Genomic DNA, 16,658 nt, shown 5'->3' on the forward strand with positions numbered 1-16,658 from the left:
AATTCAGCCCGAGAGCGGCTATCATAGAGGGAGTATTTTTCCGTCGGAGTGTCCATGGAGTTAAGACAAGAAGCTTTTCACCTGCTACGTCAGCTTTTTCAACAGCATACCGCCCAGTGGCAACACGCATTGCCCGAACTGACCAAACCACAATATGCGGTGATGCGGTCAATTGCTGAAAATCCTGGCATTGAGCAGGTTGCCCTGACTGAAGTCGCGGTGAGCACCAAAGCGACGCTGGCAGAAATGCTGAGCCGCATGGAAGCACGCGGCCTGGTCAGGCGCGAGCACGATCCGGCGGACAAACGCCGTCGGTTTGTCTTTCTGACGGCCGAAGGTGAGGCCCTGCTTGAGAGCAGTAAACCGATTGGAAATGAGGTGGATGAGGCGTTTTTAGGGCGCCTTAACGGCGCGGAACGAGAGCAATTTTCAGCGCTCATTAAAAAGATGATGCAGGGTTAAGTAACCCTGATGCGCATAAAATCAATAAATGTTCGCACTTTCGCGGGCACATGCCGGGCATCGGGATAAACAGCATAGATGCCCTGCTGAGCAAACGTGTACTCCGGTAACAGCGAGACCAGCTTCCCTGCATCCAGTGCGTTACGCACCAGCCACTCCGGCAACAGCGCCACGCCACATCCCGCGAGGGCAAAAGCCATCAACGCCTGGGCACTGTCTGCATACAGGCGCGGCGCTTTTCTGATCTCAAAGGAAACCGGATGCCGATCAACGCCTCTCACCTGCCAGCGCAGCGGCGACGTTAAACGCTCGTGAATGATCCAGTCCGCATCCGCCAGCTGCTCCAGCGAGTCAACCGGATGGTTTGCCAGCCAGCATGGCGTCGCCACGGGCAGGATGGTGAAGGAGGTCATCAACGCGGCGTGGTAGCGCGAATCTGCAAGCGTGCCGAGCCGGATAGCGACATCGAAGCGCTCGGCGATAAGATCGGCATGCAAAGAGGACGAGACATGCCGCACGCGGAGATCAGGGTGCAGCTGGCTAAACTCAGCCAGCAAAGGCACTACTACCTGCGAGCCATACTCGGGCGTGGTGGTGATCCGCAGTTCTCCCGTCAGCCCGGCGTGGTTGGCGCGAACATCATCCTGCAATCGCTCTGCATCCCGTAACAGCATCACGCTTCGTTGATGAAAGAGCTTCCCCGCTTCGGTCAGCGTCAGGCGTCGGGTGGTTCGCAGCAACAGGGTGACGCCCAGCTCCTCTTCAAGCTGACGAATATGAAAGCTGACCACCGCTTTTGTCAGCCCCATCGCCTCCGCCGCGGCGGTGAAACTGCCGGTGTCCGCTACGGCGATAAACATCGCCGTACGCTGTAAATTAAGCATCGCTTGCCTGGTTAACTGTCAAAATAATGTTGACAGTATATCGTCCTTTGTAGCGTTTATCCTTAACGCGTGGGCCGATACGATACGCCACCTCACCGGAGGAACTTCCATGACGTATCGCAGCAAAATCGCCGTCGTCTTTCTGCTCGGCTTTTTCCTTGATTTGATAAACATGTTTATTGCCAGCGTCGCCTTTCCGGCGATGGCTCACGCATTCAATACCACACCTTCCGCGCTTGCCTGGGTAAGTAACGGATACATTGCCGGGCTGACGTTAGTCATCCCATTCAGCAGTATTCTGACGCGCCGCGTCGGGCCGAAGCGCGTTATTCTGCTCTCACTGCTTCTCTTTAGCGCGGCCTCCGTTGCGGCGGGTTTCTCATCTTCGCTGGAAAGTTTGATTGCCTGGCGCGTCGTGCAGGGCGCCGGAGGGGGTTTACTGATCCCGGTTGGTCAGGCGCTGACCTGGCAACAGTTTAAGCCTCATGAGCGGGCCAGACTCACCTCGGCGGTGATGCTGGTCGCGCTGCTTGCCCCCGCCTGCTCACCGGCTGTGGGCGGCATGCTGGTTCAGACATTCAGCTGGCGCTGGATATTTTTTGCCACCCTGCCCGTCGCCATTGTGACCTTTGTTTTGGCCTGCGCGTGGCTTAAAACAGAACCGTCACCGATAAACACCACCAGAATAGTAAACCTGTCTTTGCTGACGGATCCGCTGTTGCGCTTATCCATGCTTATCTATGTGTGCGTACCCGGCATCTTTATTGGCGTGAACGTAACGGGCATGTATTACCTTCAGAGCGAGGCCAATATGACGCCCACCGCAACGGGCATGCTTATGCTGCCGTGGTCTGTGGCATCGTTTTTGGCTATCACCGCGACAGGACGCTATTTCAACCGTATCGGCCCGCGGCCGCTGGTGGTCATCGGTTGCCTTTTGCAGGCAACGGGCATTCTGCTTTTAATTAACGTCGGCCCGGCTATGCTGTTACCTGCCGTTGCGTTTGCGTTAATGGGTGCGGGGGGAAGCCTTTGCAGCAGTACGGCTCAGAGCAGCGCGTTTTTGACAACGCGGCGGGAAGATATGCCTGATGCCAGTGCGCTATGGAATCTGAATCGTCAGTTGAGCTTTTTTGCGGGTACCCTGCTGCTGGCGCAGGCGCTGAGCTTCATGCAAGCTTATCTTACGCCGCTGGTCGCCTGCCACGGGATGTTTATTTTTGCCGCAGTTATCACTCTGCTGCCCGTACTGTACGTCTACCGTCTTAATAACACGCAGTTACTTGCGCAACTGCAACAGGAGCAACCATGACCCATTTCGAACAAGAGATCCTCGACATCCACGTCGCCCTTGAAAACTGGTTAGGTGCAGGCGAAGGCGAACAGGACGCCCTGCTCGCCCGTTTCCGTCCGGATTTTCTGATGGTTCCACCGAGTGGCACCCATTTAGATCATCACGCTCTGGCCCAATTTTTATATGCGCAGCGGGGAACCCGACCCGGGCTCAGGATCGGCATTGATGCGCTAATGACGCTTCAGACATGGGACAACGGCGCGGTGCTCCATTACCGGGAGACGCAAACCCGGCCTGGCCAGCCCGTCAACGTGCGCTGGTCAACCGCGGTGCTTAATCAGGAAGGGGATAACATCACCTGGCGTTTGCTGCACGAAACGGCGCAATCGTAAGACATAAAAAAGGCCCGTCTCACGACGGGCCTTTTCTGACGAATGGTTGCTTACTCGCGGAACAGCGCTTCGATATTCAGACCTTGCCCTTGCAGGATTTCACGCAGGCGGCGTAGCCCTTCAACCTGAATCTGACGAACACGTTCACGGGTCAGGCCAATCTCACGGCCGACATCTTCCAGTGTCGCAGCTTCATACCCCAGTAAACCGAAACGACGTGCCAGCACTTCACGCTGTTTGGCGTTCAGTTCGAACAGCCATTTGACGATGCTCTGTTTCATGTCATCGTCCTGCGTGGTGTCTTCCGGGCCGTTGTCTTTTTCATCGGCCAGGATGTCCAGCAGCGCTTTTTCGGAGTCACCACCCAGCGGGGTGTCAACCGAGGTAATGCGCTCGTTGAGACGCAGCATACGGCTTACGTCATCAACCGGTTTGTCGAGTTGCTCTGCGATCTCTTCCGCACTTGGCTCGTGGTCCAGTTTATGGGACAACTCGCGCGCGGTACGCAGATAAACATTCAACTCTTTGACGATGTGGATCGGCAGTCGAATCGTACGGGTCTGGTTCATAATAGCCCGTTCGATGGTCTGACGAATCCACCAGGTCGCGTAGGTTGAGAAACGGAACCCGCGTTCCGGGTCAAACTTCTCAACTGCGCGGATGAGACCTAAGTTGCCCTCTTCAATCAGATCCAGCAGAGCCAGACCACGATTGCCGTAACGGCGGGCAATTTTCACGACCAGTCGCAGGTTACTTTCGATCATGCGACGACGCGAGGCAACATCACCACGCAAAGCACGACGTGCGAAATAGACTTCTTCTTCGGCCGTTAGCAGTGGGGAGTAACCAATCTCCCCAAGGTAAAGCTGAGTCGCGTCCAGCACACGCTGTGTGGCACCCTGCGATAACAGCTCTTCTTCAGCCAAATCGTTATCACTGGGTTCCTCTTCTACTAAGGCTTTTTCGTCAAAAGCCTCTGATCCGTTCTCATCAAATTCCGCGTCTTCATTTAAATCATGAACTTTCAGCGTATTCTGACTCATAAAGGTGGCTCCTACCCGTGATCCCTGGACGAGACACCCTGGCTGGCATGCCCCGTCAATTTATCGCTGCGGTAAATATTGCAGCGGGTTTACGGATTTCCCCTTGTAACGAATTTCAAAATGCAAGCGTGTAGAACTGGTTCCGGTGCTACCCATGGTAGCGATTTTTTGCCCCGCCTTAACTTCTTGTTGTTCCCGGACCAGCATAGTGTCGTTATGGGCGTAGGCACTCAGGTAATCATCGTTATGTTTGATGATAATAAGATTACCGTAACCGCGCAGTGCGTTACCGGCATAGACAACGCGTCCGTCTGCGGTCGCGATGATTGCCTGTCCTTTACTGCCTGCGATATCGATCCCTTTGTTGCCCCCCTCAGAGGTAGCGAAGTTCTCGATAATCTTGCCGTCAGTTGGCCAGCGCCAGGTGGTGATTGACGAGCTGGCATTTTGACTGCTTGCAGTCGGTACAGTAGAGCTAACCACAGGTGCCGTAGTCGGTGCTGTGACAACAGTCGCAGTACCTTTATTATTCGGCAACATTTTGTTAGCACTCTGATCACCTGAATCCTCAGAATACGTAATTACAGGTTGTGAAGCAACCACCGTGGTGGTTTTTTGTGCAGGAGTAACGCTGTTATTTTGCGCAGTTACGTCGGCCGCTGAAACGGTGTTGCCTGGCGTAAGCGGTGTCCCCGTCGCGTTGCCAACCTGAAGCGTTTGCCCGACTTCCAGAGCATACGGGGCCTGGACGTTGTTTCGCTGTGCAAGATCGCGGAAATCGTTCCCGGTGATCCAGGCAATATAGAACAGCGTATCGCCGCGCTTCACGGTATAGGTGCTGCCGCCGGTATAGCTACCTTTCGGAATGTTCCCATACTTACGGTTATACACTATGCGGCCATTTTCAGTCTGAACAGGCTGTTCCACTGCCTGAATCTGCGTAGGCTGCGTAACTGGACGTTGAACCGGCTGGATCTGCGGAGTTTGCTGCGCCGTTGAGGTGCCCATTTTAGGCGGAGGGGTGATCAACATTCCGCTGGACGTGTTACCCGAGCCGCTGGTTCCATTAACGGAACTGACGGGCGCAGGCGCGTTATTTGAACTTGTACAGCCTGCCAGCCAGAGCGAAACCAGTGATAATGCCGCAACACGGCTGATGGTGAATTTTGGGCTTCCCGCGCTCATTTATCCCCCAGGAATGTGTTAACTACCAGTGACTTAAAAATAACCGTGATGGCACGAATCTATCGCGCCACACCATACGCTGAATTTGCCTTAATAACCCTGGAAAAATCCGAGTCTCAGGCCAGTTCGCCCTTAACCAGGGGCACAAAGCGCACGGCTTCCACGGTATCGATAATAAACTCGCCGCCGCGTCGACGAACGCGCTTCAAAAGCTGCTGCTCATCGCCGACGGGCAATACAAGAATGCCACCCTCGTCCAGCTGCGAAAGAAGCGCAGTGGGGATTTCAGGTGGCGCTGCCGTGACAATGATGGCGTCAAACGGGGCGCGAGCCTGCCAACCCTGCCATCCATCGCCGTGGCGTGTCGATACATTATGTAAATCAAGCTGTTTCAGGCGACGGCGCGCCTGCCACTGCAACCCTTTAATCCGTTCCACCGAACAGACATGGTGCACAAGGTGAGCCAGGATCGCGGTTTGATACCCTGAACCGGTGCCAATTTCCAGCACCCGGGACTCTGGCGTTAGCTCCAGAAGCTCCGTCATACGCGCCACCATGTAGGGCTGCGAAATCGTCTGGCCTTGCCCAATGGGCAGCGCCACGTTTTCCCACGCTTTGTGTTCAAACGCCTCATCTACAAACTTCTCACGGGGAACCTGGGCAAGCGCGTTCAGCACCTGCTCGTTGGCGATCCCCTGTGCGCGTAATTGTTCCAGAAGAGTTTGTACACGTTTACTTACCATTGCGCGTTCACTCCGACCCGATCTAACCAGTCCGACACCACATCATGCGCGCTATAAGCGGTTAAATCTACGTGCAACGGCGTAACGGAAACGTACCCTTCATCCACCGCAGCGAAGTCGGTGTCTGGCCCGGCATCGCATTTATCTCCCGGCGGGCCGATCCAGTACAGGGTATTGCCGCGCGGATCCTGCTGGGGAATAACCTGATCAGCAGGATGGCGACTGCCACAGCGCGTCACGCGGATCCCTTTGATCTCGTCCAGCGGGAGGTCCGGCACGTTAATATTGAGTATACGTCCGGTACGCAGCGGCTCGCGGCCAAGCGCACGGAGAATGGAGCAGGTCACCGCGGCGGCTGTGTCATAGTGGGTGTGACCGTTTAACGAGACCGCCAGCGCCGGAAACCCCAGGTGACGCCCTTCCATCGCCGCAGCCACGGTGCCGGAGTAAATCACATCATCGCCAAGATTTGGCCCGGCATTGATGCCGGAGACCACAACATCCGGCCGCGGGCGCATCAGCGCGTTCACGCCCAGAAACACGCAGTCGGTCGGCGTCCCCATCTGGACGGCAATATCGCCATTCTCAAAGGTAAAGGTGCGAAGTGAAGACTCCAGCGTCAATGAGTTAGACGCGCCACTGCGGTTACGATCGGGAGCCACGACCTGCACATCCGCAAATTCGCGGAGGTGTTTCGCCAGCGTCTGAATACCTGGCGCATGGATCCCGTCATCGTTACTCAGCAATATTCGCATAATCACCCGACGTGTTGATAAGTTCCCTGACAACACTGGTGGCAAAGCTACCTGCCGGCAGCCAGAAGCGTAACTCGACGGTTACGTCATCCCACCAGTTCCAGCTCAGCTGTTGCGGGTAGAGGAGCATCGCACGACGTGCCGCCTCGACCTTTTCCCGCACCAGCAACGATTGTAATTCTGGCGCATCCGCCACCGCTGACTGCTCAGCGGCCAGCGCCTCGCCCTGGGTTCCCCAGTCGCCTGAACCCGGCAAGGCGGCGGTAATCATCAGCGTTTTAGCGTCCACGCGCGACTGGACATCGGCCATCTCTTCGGCCGTTGCCACAAACCAGCTTCCGCGTCCCGCTAATTGTAGCGCATCGCCGACAACAACTTGATTCGCGTCCGGTTTTTTCAGCCGTTCGCTCACAATCTGATTAAACAACGCACTGCGGGCCGCCGACAACCAAAAACTGCGTTTATTACGATCGCGCACCGGTGCACCGCTTTGCGCCCAGCGCAGCGCGCCCAGCAGGTTGCTACCACCGATACCAAAGCGCTGAGCGCCGAAATAGTTTGGTACGCCGCGTTCGTTAATGGCCTTCAGGCGTTTTTCAACGTCCTCGCGTTCGGTCACTTCGCGCAACACCAGGGTAAAGGCATTGCCTTTCAGTGCGCCCAGACGCAATTTGCGTTTATGGCGGACATACTCCAGTACCTTACAGCCCTCAAGCTCAAATTTGCTTAAATCGGGCATGGCATTGCCGGGCACGCGGGCGCAAAGCCACTGTTCGGTCACGGCATGTTTATCTTTTTGACCGGCAAAGCTCACTTCGCGGGCGTGAATATTGAGGAATTTTGCCAGCGCGTCCGCCACGAAGCGGGTGTTGCAGCCGTTTTTCAGAATGCGCACCAGGATGTGCTCGCCTTCGCCGTCCGGCTCAAAACCCAGATCTTCCACTACCACGAAATCTTCAGGGTTGGCTTTCAGCAGACCCTTGCCCTGCGGTTTACCGTGCAGATACGTCAGATTGTCGAAATCCGTCATTTGGCCGCCTTCACCAGCAGCGCCACGGCTTCACAGGCAATGCCTTCGCCACGACCGGTAAAGCCCAGCTTCTCCGTGGTGGTCGCTTTGACGTTGACGTCGTCCATATGGCAGCCCAGATCTTCAGCGATAAACACGCGCATCTGAGGGATGTGCGGCAGCATCTTTGGTGCCTGAGCAATGATCGTCACATCAACGTTGCCGAGGGTGTAGCCTTTGGCCTGAATACGACGCCAGGCTTCGCGCAGCAGTTCGCGGCTGTCTGCGCCTTTAAAAGCAGGATCGGTGTCCGGGAACAGTTTGCCAATGTCGCCCAGCGCAGCGGCACCCAGCAGCGCGTCGGTCAGCGCATGCAGCGCCACGTCGCCATCAGAATGCGCCAGCAGACCTTTTTCGTAAGGAATGCGCACGCCGCCAATGATAATTGGGCCAACGCCACCATAGGCGTGTACATCAAAACCGTGTCCAATACGCATTATGCCTTCTCCTGAGGGGTCGTACGGGTAAGATAAAATTCCGCGAGCTGTAAGTCTTCCGGGCGCGTCACTTTTATATTATCAGCGCGTCCTTCAACAAGCGTGGGGTGGAAACCGCAATACTCCAGCGCCGAGGCTTCGTCCGTAATGGTCGCACCTTCTTTAAGCGCTCGCGTTAAGCAGTCGTGGAGTAATTCGCGGGGAAAAAATTGTGGCGTCAGCGCGTGCCATAGATCGACGCGCTCGACGGTGTGGGCAATCGCCGGTTTACCCGGTTCGGCACGCTTCATGGTGTCACGCACCGGGGCGGCCAGAATGCCGCCCACTTTACTGGTTTCACTCAGGGCCAGCAGACGCGACAGATCGTCGTGATGCAGACAGGGACGCGCGGCATCGTGCACCAGCACCCACTGCGCGTTCCCGGCAGCCTGAATGCCCGCCAGAACGGAGTCAGCCCGCTCTGCGCCGCCGTCAACGACGGTAATCTGAGGATGATTCGCCAGCGGGAGCTGCGCAAAACGTGCATCGCCGGGGCTGATGGCAATAACAACGCGTTTCACCCGGGCATGCGCCAGCAGCGCCGCCACGGCGTGCTCGAGGATCGTTTTATCGCCAATTGAGAGATACTGCTTAGGACATTCTGTCTGCATACGCCGGCCAAAACCTGCGGCCGGCACCACGGCACAGACGTCCGAAAAAGTTGCTGCCATGTCGTAATCCTGGGCCTGATTATCGATTGTTTTGTGCGGAGCCCTGATTGCGTTTAGACGCATCCGGAACCAGGCGATAAAACGTTTCGCCCGGCTTAGTCATACTAAGTTCATTGCGTGCGCGCTCCTCAATCGCCTCCTGGCCGCCATTGAGGTCATCAATTTCAGCAAAAAGTTGATCGTTACGCGCTTTAAGTTTGGTGTTTGTCGCCTGCTGTGCCGCGACGTCATCGCTCACCCGGCTGTAGTCGTGCAGTCCGTTTTTGCCGAACCACAGCGAATATTGCAGCCAGACCAGCAAAGCCAGCAACAGCAGCGTTAGTTTACCCATCCTGCCCCCTGAAAAAACGGCATCATCATCCCATAACTTTCCGCTGGACTCTACTGCGGGGTTTTAATTATGCCGTAAGTTAGCCCATCAGCCATAAAAACAGCAGGCCAAAGATGACCACAACGGTGGCGATAGTGATGAGCGTACTATACAGGAGCTTGCCGTTGAAAAGGGAGTGCAGCGCCACGCCCACCACAACCGCAACGGGCATCAGCGCGAGGAAGAAAGGCCAGGTATAGAGGAAGAAAAAGAGGGTGTTTCCACCGTAGATCAAGAACGGGATACCCAGCGCCAGTAGCCACGACACAAAGCCGACAATCGCCCCAGGGAAGGACCAGGTCGTCTCGTCGTCGGTCGTTAACGGTTCCGACCCGGTGGTAATCATGTAGTTTTCACTGTTGCGCATAGCTAATCCTGTGACCGTGACTCATCGCTCGGGAAGACAGCTCCCGAACGATACCGTCTCAGGATCTGATAATATCGTCCCGTCTGAGCAGGTCTAATAATTGGCTTACTAAATTTGTTACCAATTGTTGACCTTCCAGATGAATCTCAGGGGATTCAGGCGCTTCGTAAACCGAGTCAATACCGGTGAAGTTTCGCAGCTTTCCCGCGCGGGCTTTTTTATACAGCCCTTTCGGATCGCGCGCTTCGCAGATTGCCAGCGGCGTATCCACAAACACTTCAATGAAGCGATTCCGGCCCACGCGCTCACGCACCATCTGACGTTCGGCGCGGTGCGGTGAGATAAACGCCGTCAGCACCACCAGCCCGGCATCCGCCATCAGGCTGGCGACTTCTCCCACCCGGCGAATGTTCTCTTTACGGTCTTCATCGCTGAACCCTAAATCGCTACACAGGCCGTGACGCACGTTGTCGCCGTCCAGCAGGTAGGTGCTCACTCCCTGCTGATGCAGCGCCTCTTCCAGCGCGCCTGCCACCGTGGATTTACCGGAGCCAGACAGCCCGGTAAACCACAGCACAACCCCACGGTGACCGTGGAGCTGTTCGCGCTGGGCGACGGTGACCGGATGAGGATGCCAGACGACGTTCTCATCATGGGCAGCCATTACTTGCCTCCCAGCAAATCGCGTGCGCCCCAGTGCGGGAAGTGTTTACGCACCAGCGCATTCAGCTCAAGTTCAAACGCGCTGAACTCAGAGGCCACGGTAGCCTGCGCGTTTGGCTCACGGACCATCCCGGCGCCGACGGTGACGTTGGTCAGGCGGTCGATAAAGATCAGCCCGCCCGTCACCGGATTCTGCTGATACGGATCCAGCACCAGCGGCTCGTCGAAGGTCAGATCCACCAGACCGATGCCGTTCAGCGGTAGCTCGCTCACGTCACGGTGGGTCAGGTTGTTGATGTCCACCTGGAACTGAATGCCGTCCACGCGGGCGCGGGTTTTCTTGCCAGCAATTTTAATGTCATAGCTCTGGCCTGCGGTCAGGGGCTGTTCCGCCATCCACACCACGTCCACGGATGCGCCTTGCACCGCCGCCAGCGTTTCCTGCGCGTCAACCAGCAGATCGCCGCGGCTGATGTCAATCTCGTCTTTTAGCACCAGGGTTACTGCTTCACCTGCCCCTGCTTCGTCCAGATCGCCATCAAAGGTGACGATACGGGCAATGGTCGATTCCACGCCGGACGGCAGCACCTTCACGCGCTGGCCCACGTTGACCGAGCCGGACGCAAGGGTGCCGGAGAAGCCGCGGAAATCGAGGTTCGGACGGTTTACGTACTGCACCGGGAAGCGCATCGGCTGGGTCTCAACCACGCGCTGAATTTCAACGGTTTCCAGCACCTCCAGCAGCGTCGGGCCGCTGTACCACGGCATGTTCGCGCTCTGAGAGGCGACGTTATCCCCTTCCAGCGCCGACAGCGGCACAAAGCGAATATCGAGGTTGCCCGGCAGCTGTTCAGCAAAGGTCAGGTAGCTCTGGCGGATCTCGTCGAATCGCGCTTCGCTGTAGTCCACCAGATCCATTTTGTTCACCGCCACCACCAGGTGTTTGATCCCCAGCAGCGTAGAGATAAAGCTGTGACGACGCGTCTGATCCAGCACGCCTTTACGGGCGTCCATCAGCAGGATCGCCAGGTCACAGGTGGACGCGCCGGTCGCCATGTTACGGGTGTACTGCTCATGCCCCGGGGTGTCGGCGATAATAAATTTGCGCTTTTCGGTAGAGAAGTAGCGATAGGCGACATCAATGGTAATGCCCTGCTCGCGCTCCGCCTGCAAGCCGTCCACCAGCAGCGCCAGGTCGAGTTTTTCGCCCTGGGTGCCGTGGCGTTTACTGTCATTGTGCAGGGAAGAGAGCTGATCTTCGTAAATTTGTCGCGTGTCGTGCAGCAGACGACCAATCAGGGTACTTTTCCCGTCATCAACGCTGCCGCAGGTCAGGAAACGCAACAGACTTTTGTACTGTTGGGCGTGCAGATAAGCTTCTACGCCGCCTTCATCGGCAATTTGTTGGGCAATAGTCGTATTCATGGCGGCTCCTTAGAAATAACCCTGACGTTTCTTCAGCTCCATGGAGCCTGCCTGGTCGCGGTCAATCACGCGGCCCTGTCGCTCACTGGTGGTCGACACCAGCATCTCCTCGATGATCTCCGGCAGCGTCTGCGCACTGGATTCCACCGCGCCGGTCAACGGCCAGCAGCCGAGAGTACGGAAACGGACCATCTGTTTTTTGATCACTTCACCCGGCTGTAAATCAATGCGATCGTCGTCGATCATCATCAGCATGCCGTCGCGCTCCAGGACCGGGCGCTCTGCTGCCAGATACAGCGGAACGATCTCAATATTTTCCAGATAGATGTACTGCCAGATATCCAGCTCGGTCCAGTTGGAGAGCGGGAAGACGCGAATGCTTTCGCCCTTGTTTATCTGGCCGTTGTAGTTGTGCCACAGCTCCGGACGCTGGTTTTTCGGGTCCCAGCGGTGGAAGCGGTCGCGGAAAGAGTAGATACGCTCTTTGGCGCGGGATTTCTCTTCGTCACGCCGCGCGCCGCCGAAGGCCGCATCAAAACCGTATTTATTCAGCGCCTGCTTCAGCCCTTCGGTTTTCATGATATCGGTATGCTTGGCGCTGCCGTGCACGAACGGGTTGATGCCCATCGCCACCCCTTCCGGGTTTTTGTGCACCAGCAGCTCGCAGCCGTAGGCTTTAGCGGTACGGTCACGAAACTCGTACATCTCGCGGAATTTCCAGCCGGTATCCACATGCAGCAGCGGGAACGGCAGCGTTCCCGGATAAAACGCTTTACGCGCCAGGTGCAGCATGACGCTGGAATCTTTACCGATGGAGTACATCATCACCGGGTTAGAGAACTCGGCGGCCACTTCGCGGATAATGTGGATACTTTCCGCTTCGAGCTGCCGCAGGTGAGTAAGTCGTTTTTGGTCCATAACCGTTCCTTAAGCCAAATTTACAACAGAAGCGCCGAAGCCTTCTGTGTCGGTTGTGTGTTGGAACCAGGCGAGCGAGCTGTGCAACTGCACCACTTCTCCCACCACGATCAGGGCGGGCATCGGGGCGTCTTTCGCCAGGGTTGCAAGGTCTTGTAAAGTGCCGATGGCGACATGCTGATCGACGCGTGTCCCGCGGGAGATCACTGCTACCGGCGTCGCCGCATCGCGACCGTGCTGAATAAGCTGTTCGCTGATGTCTGCCGCTTTCATCGTGCCCATATAAATCGCCAGCGTTTGTCGGCTCTGGGCGAGATGCGACCAGTCAAACGGCGTGCTGTCGGCTTTATAATGCCCGGTCACAAAGGTCACGCTCTGGGCGTAATCGCGATGGGTCAGCGGAATACCGGCGTAGGCCGTGACGGCAGACGCCGCCGTAATGCCGGGGACCACCTGGAACGGGACGCCCGCTTCGGCTGCCGCCTGCAACTCCTCGCCACCACGGCCGAAGATAAACGGGTCGCCCCCTTTCAGACGCACCACGCTCTTGCCCGCTTTCGCGGCGGCAATCAGCATTTGATTGGTGTCGTGCTGCGGCACGGAGTGCTCGCCGGCACGTTTGCCGACGCAAATTTGCTCCGCGTCACGGCGGATCAGTTCGCGAATACCGTCGGTGACCAGATGGTCGTAGAACACGACATCCGCATCCTGAAGAACCTGGAGGCCACGCAGCGTGAGCAGCCCGGCATCGCCCGGCCCGGCGCCCACCAGAATGATCTCCCCGCCCGTACTGCCGGGGTTATCCAGTTCGTCCTCGAGAATTTGTTGCGCCGCCGTCTCGTTACCGGCATGCATCAGGCTGGCAAAGCGGCCGCGAAACACACGCTCCCAGAAGCGACGGCGTTCCGTCACGCTGGTCAGACGCGTTTTAAGGTGGTTGCGCCAGTAGCTGGCCTTCTCCGCCATGCGCCCGAGGCTGGTCGGCAGCAGCGCTTCGATTTTTTCCCGCAGTACGCGCGCCAGCACCGGCGCGGTGCCGCCGGAGGAGATCGCCACCAGCAGCGGCGAGCGGTCAACAATCGACGGGAAGATAAACGAGCACAGCGGCTGGTCGTCTACCACGTTCACCAGACGGTGACGGTCCTGAGCTGCGTCGGAGATTCGGCGGTTGAGCGCCCGATCTTCGGTTGCCGCAATCACCAGCACCACGCTGTCGATCTGAGACTCTTTAAAATCCGCCTCTGCAACGACCTGCACCTGCGCCCCGGCGCGTTGCAGGAACGCGATTTTGCGATCGGCAATTTCACCCGTCCCGACAACCAGTACCGGTCGGTCTTTCAAGGCGGCAAAAAGGGGGAGATAGTCCACAGGCAACAACTCACTAACAACCAGGAATAAAGGGACTATAGGGGGCGGCTTAGATCGAATGAAATTACGAATTGGAATGAGTAGTTACTCAATGGAATAACGCCGTGAAAAAGCAAATATCAAAAAGTGCTTAACACGCGAAATTTCGGGCATTTAAGCGCAATTCAAATTGTGTCTACCCGATCACAGTTTCATACTATGCGGGTTAAAATTTTGCTCTGTTTTTAAGGACTCACTATGTTTTCCGCAATGCGCCACCGATTCGTTGCCCTGGCGCTCGGCGTTTGCTTTATCCTTCCGGCTCAGGCAAAAAATCAATCTTACGGTGAAATAGCCAGTATGCAGGCGCGGCATATTGCGACGGTCTTTCCGGGCCGCATGACCGGAACCCCAGCCGAAATGCTCTCGGCAGACTATATTCGTCAGCAATTTGCGGATATGGGCTATGAGAGCGACATTCGCGCTTTCCACAGCCGCTACATCTATACCTCACGCAATAAAACGCAGAACTGGCATAACGTAACCGGCAGCACGGTCATTGCGGCGCACGAAGGAAAGGCGGCTGAGCAGATTATTATTATGGCGCACCTTGATACCTACACGCCGATGAGCGACGCTGATGTCGATAATAACCTCGGCGGGCTGACGCTTCAGGGACTGGATGACAATGCGGCGGGGCTGGGCGTCATGCTTGAGCTGGCCGAACGCCTGAAGAATATTCCGACGAAATACAGCATTCGCTTTGTTGCGACCAGCGGTGAAGAAGAAGGAAAACTCGGCGCTGAGAATCTCCTTAAGCGCATGACCGCTGAGGAGAAGAAAAATACGTTGCTGGTGATTAACCTCGATAATCTGATCGTGGGAGATAAGCTCTATTTTAATAGCGGACAGAGCACGCCGAGCAGCGTACGTAAACTCACCCGCGACCGCGCGCTGGCGCTTGCCCGCACGCATGGCGTCTATGCCGCGACAAATCCGGGCGGTAACCCAGATTATCCCAAAGGCACGGGCTGCTGTAATGACGGTGAAGTGTTTGATAAGGCGGGCATTCCGGTGCTGTACGTCGAGGCAACTAACTGGGCGCTGGGCAAAAAAGATGGCTATCAGCAGCGCGCTAAATCGAAGGCGTTCCCAAACGGGACCAGCTGGCATGACGTGCGGCTGGATAATCAGCAGCACATTGATAAAACGCTGCCGCAGCGGATTGAGCACCGCAGCCGGGATGTCGTGAAAGTGATGCTGCCGCTGGTGAAGGAGCTGGCGAAAGCGGGGAAAGCCTGAGGCCGTTAAGCATAGTGCGGCCTTATGCCCTCACCCCAACCCTCTCCCACGGGGCTGAGGGTTCCCCACAAAATAATGCCTGCACAGACGGCCCCCTCTCCCTTGAGGGAGAGGGCTGGGGTGAGGGGGAACATACGGCTCTGGTGGTCATTCCGTTCACTATATGTTCCTTGCTACTCTGTCACGACATGGCCGGTGAACGTGCCAGGGTGGCTCAGTCGCCACCACCCTGGCGACCCGGGCTTCCGGCGGAAAATCGCCGCTTCGCGGTGCCTTCGGCTCATTCCTTCCGGCTTATCGGGGACGGGCGGAGGTAACATCCCTGTAAAGCCCGCCCTCTCGGCGCATCCCTGCGCCTCGCCCCGGCCTACAGGAAACGCCTCAGCGATTTACAGCCGGACCGAGGCATCGCTGAAAGCCCTCAGTTATTCTGAGGCAACGTTATCGCTTTTGCTTTCAAATTACTGGGGAACCCTCTACCCACGAAGAGAGGGAGAATTAAGCCTTTGTAGGCCCGGTAAGGCGTAGCCGCCACCGGGCGAAAAAACATTACCCTTCGTGCAGCCCGCACTCGCGCTTCAGCCCAAAGAATCGCGTCTCTTCTTCCGCCATTCCCGGTTCCCATTTACGCGTGGTATGGGTGTCGCCTACCGACAGGTAGCCCTGATCCCACAGCGGATGGTACTTCAGCCCGTGCTTTTGCAGATACTGGTACACCGTGCGGTTATCCCAGTCGATGATCGGCAGCACTTTGAACACGCCACGCTGCACCGCCAGCACCGGCAGCGTTGCCCGGCTCCCGGACTGCTCGCGGCGGAGCCCAGCAAACCACGTCTGCGCATGAAGATCTTTCAGCGCGCGGTTCATCGGCTCGACCTTGTTGATCTCATTGTATTTCTCGATGCCCTCAACGCCTTGCTCCCACAGCTTGCCGTAACGCGCCTCCTGCCAGGCCGCGCTTTCGGTTGCGCGATAAACCTTCAGGTTCAGCTTGAGCTTGTCCGTCAGCTCGTCGATAAACTGATAGGTCTCCGGGAACAGATAGCCGGTATCGGTGAGGATCACCGGAATGTCCGGACGGATCTGATTCACCAGATGCAGACTGACCGCCGCCTGAATGCCAAAGCTCGACGAAAGCACATAGTCTCCCGGCAGGTTTTCCAGCGCCCACGCCACGCGCCCTTCGGCGTCGAGCTTTTCCAGTTGGGCGTTAGTTTCTGCCAGAGCCAGAATGCGTTCAACTTTTGGCAGGTCATTAAGGGCGTTTAGATCGAGTACGGACATAAGAACCT

At 56.9% G+C, this 16,658-nt stretch carries 20 protein-coding genes; 5 read left to right on the top strand and 15 right to left on the bottom strand.

What is annotated here, in order from left to right; translation table 11 throughout:
- Positions 1–54: 54 nt before the first annotated feature.
- Entirely contained in the window at positions 55–462 is a 408-nt protein-coding gene (locus L350_RS07175) for a MarR family winged helix-turn-helix transcriptional regulator (protein ID WP_022651767.1), read from the top strand.
- On the opposite strand, the gene L350_RS07170 is transcribed toward L350_RS07175, so the two are convergent.
- Entirely contained in the window at positions 459–1,346 is an 888-nt protein-coding gene (locus L350_RS07170) for a LysR family transcriptional regulator (protein WP_032625978.1), read from the bottom strand. The two genes, L350_RS07175 and L350_RS07170, sit on opposite strands and share 4 nt — an antisense overlap.
- A 109-nt stretch (positions 1,347–1,455) precedes the next feature.
- Here L350_RS07170 and L350_RS07165 point away from each other — a divergent pair, with 109 nt between their 5' ends.
- Both L350_RS07165 and L350_RS07160 read left to right on the top strand, forming a co-directional pair.
- Positions 1,456–2,658: an MFS transporter gene (locus L350_RS07165; protein WP_032625980.1), complete on the top strand. Its 1,203-nt coding sequence runs from the start codon at positions 1,456–1,458 to the stop codon at positions 2,656–2,658.
- Positions 2,655–3,032 carry a DUF4440 domain-containing protein gene (locus L350_RS07160; RefSeq protein WP_032625982.1) on the top strand — a complete coding sequence of 126 codons (378 nt, stop codon included), beginning with the start codon at positions 2,655–2,657 and terminating at the stop codon, positions 3,030–3,032. The genes L350_RS07165 and L350_RS07160 overlap by 4 nt, the downstream gene beginning before the upstream one ends.
- Positions 3,033–3,082: 50 nt before the next feature.
- Here L350_RS07160 and rpoS read toward each other — a convergent pair whose 3' ends face one another.
- The gene (rpoS, locus tag L350_RS07155; RefSeq protein WP_022649182.1) at positions 3,083–4,075 is read right to left on the bottom strand and encodes an RNA polymerase sigma factor RpoS; all 993 of its coding nucleotides are present in this window, start codon (positions 4,073–4,075) and stop codon (positions 3,083–3,085) included.
- 60 nt (positions 4,076–4,135) lie between these two features.
- Positions 4,136–5,209: a murein hydrolase activator NlpD gene (nlpD, locus tag L350_RS07150; protein WP_306307778.1), complete on the bottom strand. Its 1,074-nt coding sequence runs from the start codon at positions 5,207–5,209 to the stop codon at positions 4,136–4,138.
- On the opposite strand from nlpD, the gene L350_RS24815 reads away from it, so the two are divergent.
- Positions 5,151–5,282, top strand: coding sequence for a peptidase (locus L350_RS24815; protein ID WP_306173474.1), 132 nt, complete (start codon positions 5,151–5,153; stop codon positions 5,280–5,282). The genes nlpD and L350_RS24815 overlap by 59 nt on opposite strands.
- 94 nt (positions 5,283–5,376) lie before the next feature.
- Here the strand turns inward: L350_RS24815 and L350_RS07145 are convergent, their stop codons facing one another.
- The 11 genes from L350_RS07145 to cysG form a co-directional block, all read right to left on the bottom strand.
- Positions 5,377–6,003, bottom strand: a complete 627-nt coding sequence (locus L350_RS07145) for a protein-L-isoaspartate(D-aspartate) O-methyltransferase (protein WP_022649184.1) — start codon at positions 6,001–6,003, stop codon at positions 5,377–5,379.
- On the bottom strand, positions 5,997–6,758 hold the full coding sequence (surE, locus tag L350_RS07140; protein WP_017382816.1) for a 5'/3'-nucleotidase SurE: 762 nt from the start codon (positions 6,756–6,758) through the stop codon (positions 5,997–5,999). Before surE ends, L350_RS07145 begins: the two co-directional genes overlap by 7 nt.
- Positions 6,739–7,788 (bottom strand): tRNA pseudouridine(13) synthase TruD, encoded by a 1,050-nt coding sequence (gene truD, locus L350_RS07135; protein WP_032625985.1) that lies wholly within the window; start codon positions 7,786–7,788, stop codon positions 6,739–6,741. Before truD ends, surE begins: the two co-directional genes overlap by 20 nt.
- Positions 7,785–8,264, bottom strand: coding sequence for a 2-C-methyl-D-erythritol 2,4-cyclodiphosphate synthase (ispF, locus tag L350_RS07130; RefSeq protein ID WP_032625988.1), 480 nt, complete (start codon positions 8,262–8,264; stop codon positions 7,785–7,787). Before ispF ends, truD begins: the two co-directional genes overlap by 4 nt.
- A complete protein-coding gene (gene ispD, locus L350_RS07125; protein ID WP_000741569.1) occupies positions 8,264–8,974 on the bottom strand; it encodes a 2-C-methyl-D-erythritol 4-phosphate cytidylyltransferase in 711 nt (236 codons plus the stop codon). Before ispD ends, ispF begins: the two co-directional genes overlap by 1 nt.
- Positions 8,975–8,993: 19 nt before the next feature.
- Positions 8,994–9,305 carry a cell division protein FtsB gene (gene ftsB, locus L350_RS07120; RefSeq protein ID WP_032625990.1) on the bottom strand — a complete coding sequence of 104 codons (312 nt, stop codon included), beginning with the start codon at positions 9,303–9,305 and terminating at the stop codon, positions 8,994–8,996.
- A 79-nt stretch (positions 9,306–9,384) separates the two neighbouring features.
- On the bottom strand, positions 9,385–9,711 hold the full coding sequence (locus L350_RS07115) for a DUF3561 family protein (protein ID WP_006811767.1): 327 nt from the start codon (positions 9,709–9,711) through the stop codon (positions 9,385–9,387).
- A 58-nt stretch (positions 9,712–9,769) separates the two neighbouring features.
- Positions 9,770–10,375 carry an adenylyl-sulfate kinase gene (gene cysC / locus L350_RS07110; RefSeq protein WP_032625992.1) on the bottom strand — a complete coding sequence of 202 codons (606 nt, stop codon included), beginning with the start codon at positions 10,373–10,375 and terminating at the stop codon, positions 9,770–9,772.
- A complete protein-coding gene (gene cysN, locus L350_RS07105) occupies positions 10,375–11,799 on the bottom strand; it encodes a sulfate adenylyltransferase subunit CysN (protein ID WP_022649189.1) in 1,425 nt (474 codons plus the stop codon). Before cysN ends, cysC begins: the two co-directional genes overlap by 1 nt.
- Before the next feature lie 9 nt (positions 11,800–11,808).
- Entirely contained in the window at positions 11,809–12,717 is a 909-nt protein-coding gene (cysD, locus tag L350_RS07100) for a sulfate adenylyltransferase subunit CysD (protein ID WP_006811770.1), read from the bottom strand.
- A 9-nt stretch (positions 12,718–12,726) separates the two neighbouring features.
- The gene (cysG, locus tag L350_RS07095) at positions 12,727–14,085 is read right to left on the bottom strand and encodes a siroheme synthase CysG (RefSeq protein ID WP_032625995.1); all 1,359 of its coding nucleotides are present in this window, start codon (positions 14,083–14,085) and stop codon (positions 12,727–12,729) included.
- A gap of 237 nt (positions 14,086–14,322) precedes the next feature.
- Between cysG and L350_RS07090 the strand changes: the two genes are divergently transcribed.
- The gene (locus tag L350_RS07090) at positions 14,323–15,366 is read left to right on the top strand and encodes an aminopeptidase (protein ID WP_023298484.1); all 1,044 of its coding nucleotides are present in this window, start codon (positions 14,323–14,325) and stop codon (positions 15,364–15,366) included.
- Between the two features lie 549 nt (positions 15,367–15,915).
- Here L350_RS07090 and cysH read toward each other — a convergent pair.
- The gene (gene cysH, locus L350_RS07085; protein ID WP_023298485.1) at positions 15,916–16,650 is read right to left on the bottom strand and encodes a phosphoadenosine phosphosulfate reductase; all 735 of its coding nucleotides are present in this window, start codon (positions 16,648–16,650) and stop codon (positions 15,916–15,918) included.
- Positions 16,651–16,658: the final 8 nt, after the last annotated feature.

Origin of the sequence: Enterobacter sp. MGH 4 (assembly GCF_000534735.1) — a bacterium.
Classification (GTDB): Bacteria; Pseudomonadota; Gammaproteobacteria; order Enterobacterales; family Enterobacteriaceae; genus Enterobacter; species Enterobacter intestinihominis.

What these genes read in the sequence shown, in the direction of transcription:
- L350_RS07175 (WP_022651767.1), top strand. Translation starts at nt 55, where the DNA reads ATGGAGTTAAGACAAGAAGCTTTTCACCTGCTACGTCAGCTTTTTCAA.
- L350_RS07170 (WP_032625978.1), bottom strand. Translation starts at nt 1,346, where the DNA reads ATGCTTAATTTACAGCGTACGGCGATGTTTATCGCCGTAGCGGACACC.
- L350_RS07165 (WP_032625980.1), top strand. Translation starts at nt 1,456, where the DNA reads ATGACGTATCGCAGCAAAATCGCCGTCGTCTTTCTGCTCGGCTTTTTC.
- L350_RS07160 (WP_032625982.1), top strand. Translation starts at nt 2,655, where the DNA reads ATGACCCATTTCGAACAAGAGATCCTCGACATCCACGTCGCCCTTGAA.
- rpoS (WP_022649182.1), bottom strand. Translation starts at nt 4,075, where the DNA reads ATGAGTCAGAATACGCTGAAAGTTCATGATTTAAATGAAGACGCGGAA.
- L350_RS07145 (WP_022649184.1), bottom strand. Translation starts at nt 6,003, where the DNA reads ATGGTAAGTAAACGTGTACAAACTCTTCTGGAACAATTACGCGCACAG.
- surE (WP_017382816.1), bottom strand. Translation starts at nt 6,758, where the DNA reads ATGCGAATATTGCTGAGTAACGATGACGGGATCCATGCGCCAGGTATT.
- truD (WP_032625985.1), bottom strand. Translation starts at nt 7,788, where the DNA reads ATGACGGATTTCGACAATCTGACGTATCTGCACGGTAAACCGCAGGGC.
- ispF (WP_032625988.1), bottom strand. Translation starts at nt 8,264, where the DNA reads ATGCGTATTGGACACGGTTTTGATGTACACGCCTATGGTGGCGTTGGC.
- ispD (WP_000741569.1), bottom strand. Translation starts at nt 8,974, where the DNA reads ATGGCAGCAACTTTTTCGGACGTCTGTGCCGTGGTGCCGGCCGCAGGT.
- ftsB (WP_032625990.1), bottom strand. Translation starts at nt 9,305, where the DNA reads ATGGGTAAACTAACGCTGCTGTTGCTGGCTTTGCTGGTCTGGCTGCAA.
- L350_RS07115 (WP_006811767.1), bottom strand. Translation starts at nt 9,711, where the DNA reads ATGCGCAACAGTGAAAACTACATGATTACCACCGGGTCGGAACCGTTA.
- cysC (WP_032625992.1), bottom strand. Translation starts at nt 10,375, where the DNA reads ATGGCTGCCCATGATGAGAACGTCGTCTGGCATCCTCATCCGGTCACC.
- cysN (WP_022649189.1), bottom strand. Translation starts at nt 11,799, where the DNA reads ATGAATACGACTATTGCCCAACAAATTGCCGATGAAGGCGGCGTAGAA.
- cysD (WP_006811770.1), bottom strand. Translation starts at nt 12,717, where the DNA reads ATGGACCAAAAACGACTTACTCACCTGCGGCAGCTCGAAGCGGAAAGT.
- L350_RS07090 (WP_023298484.1), top strand. Translation starts at nt 14,323, where the DNA reads ATGTTTTCCGCAATGCGCCACCGATTCGTTGCCCTGGCGCTCGGCGTT.
- cysH (WP_023298485.1), bottom strand. Translation starts at nt 16,650, where the DNA reads ATGTCCGTACTCGATCTAAACGCCCTTAATGACCTGCCAAAAGTTGAA.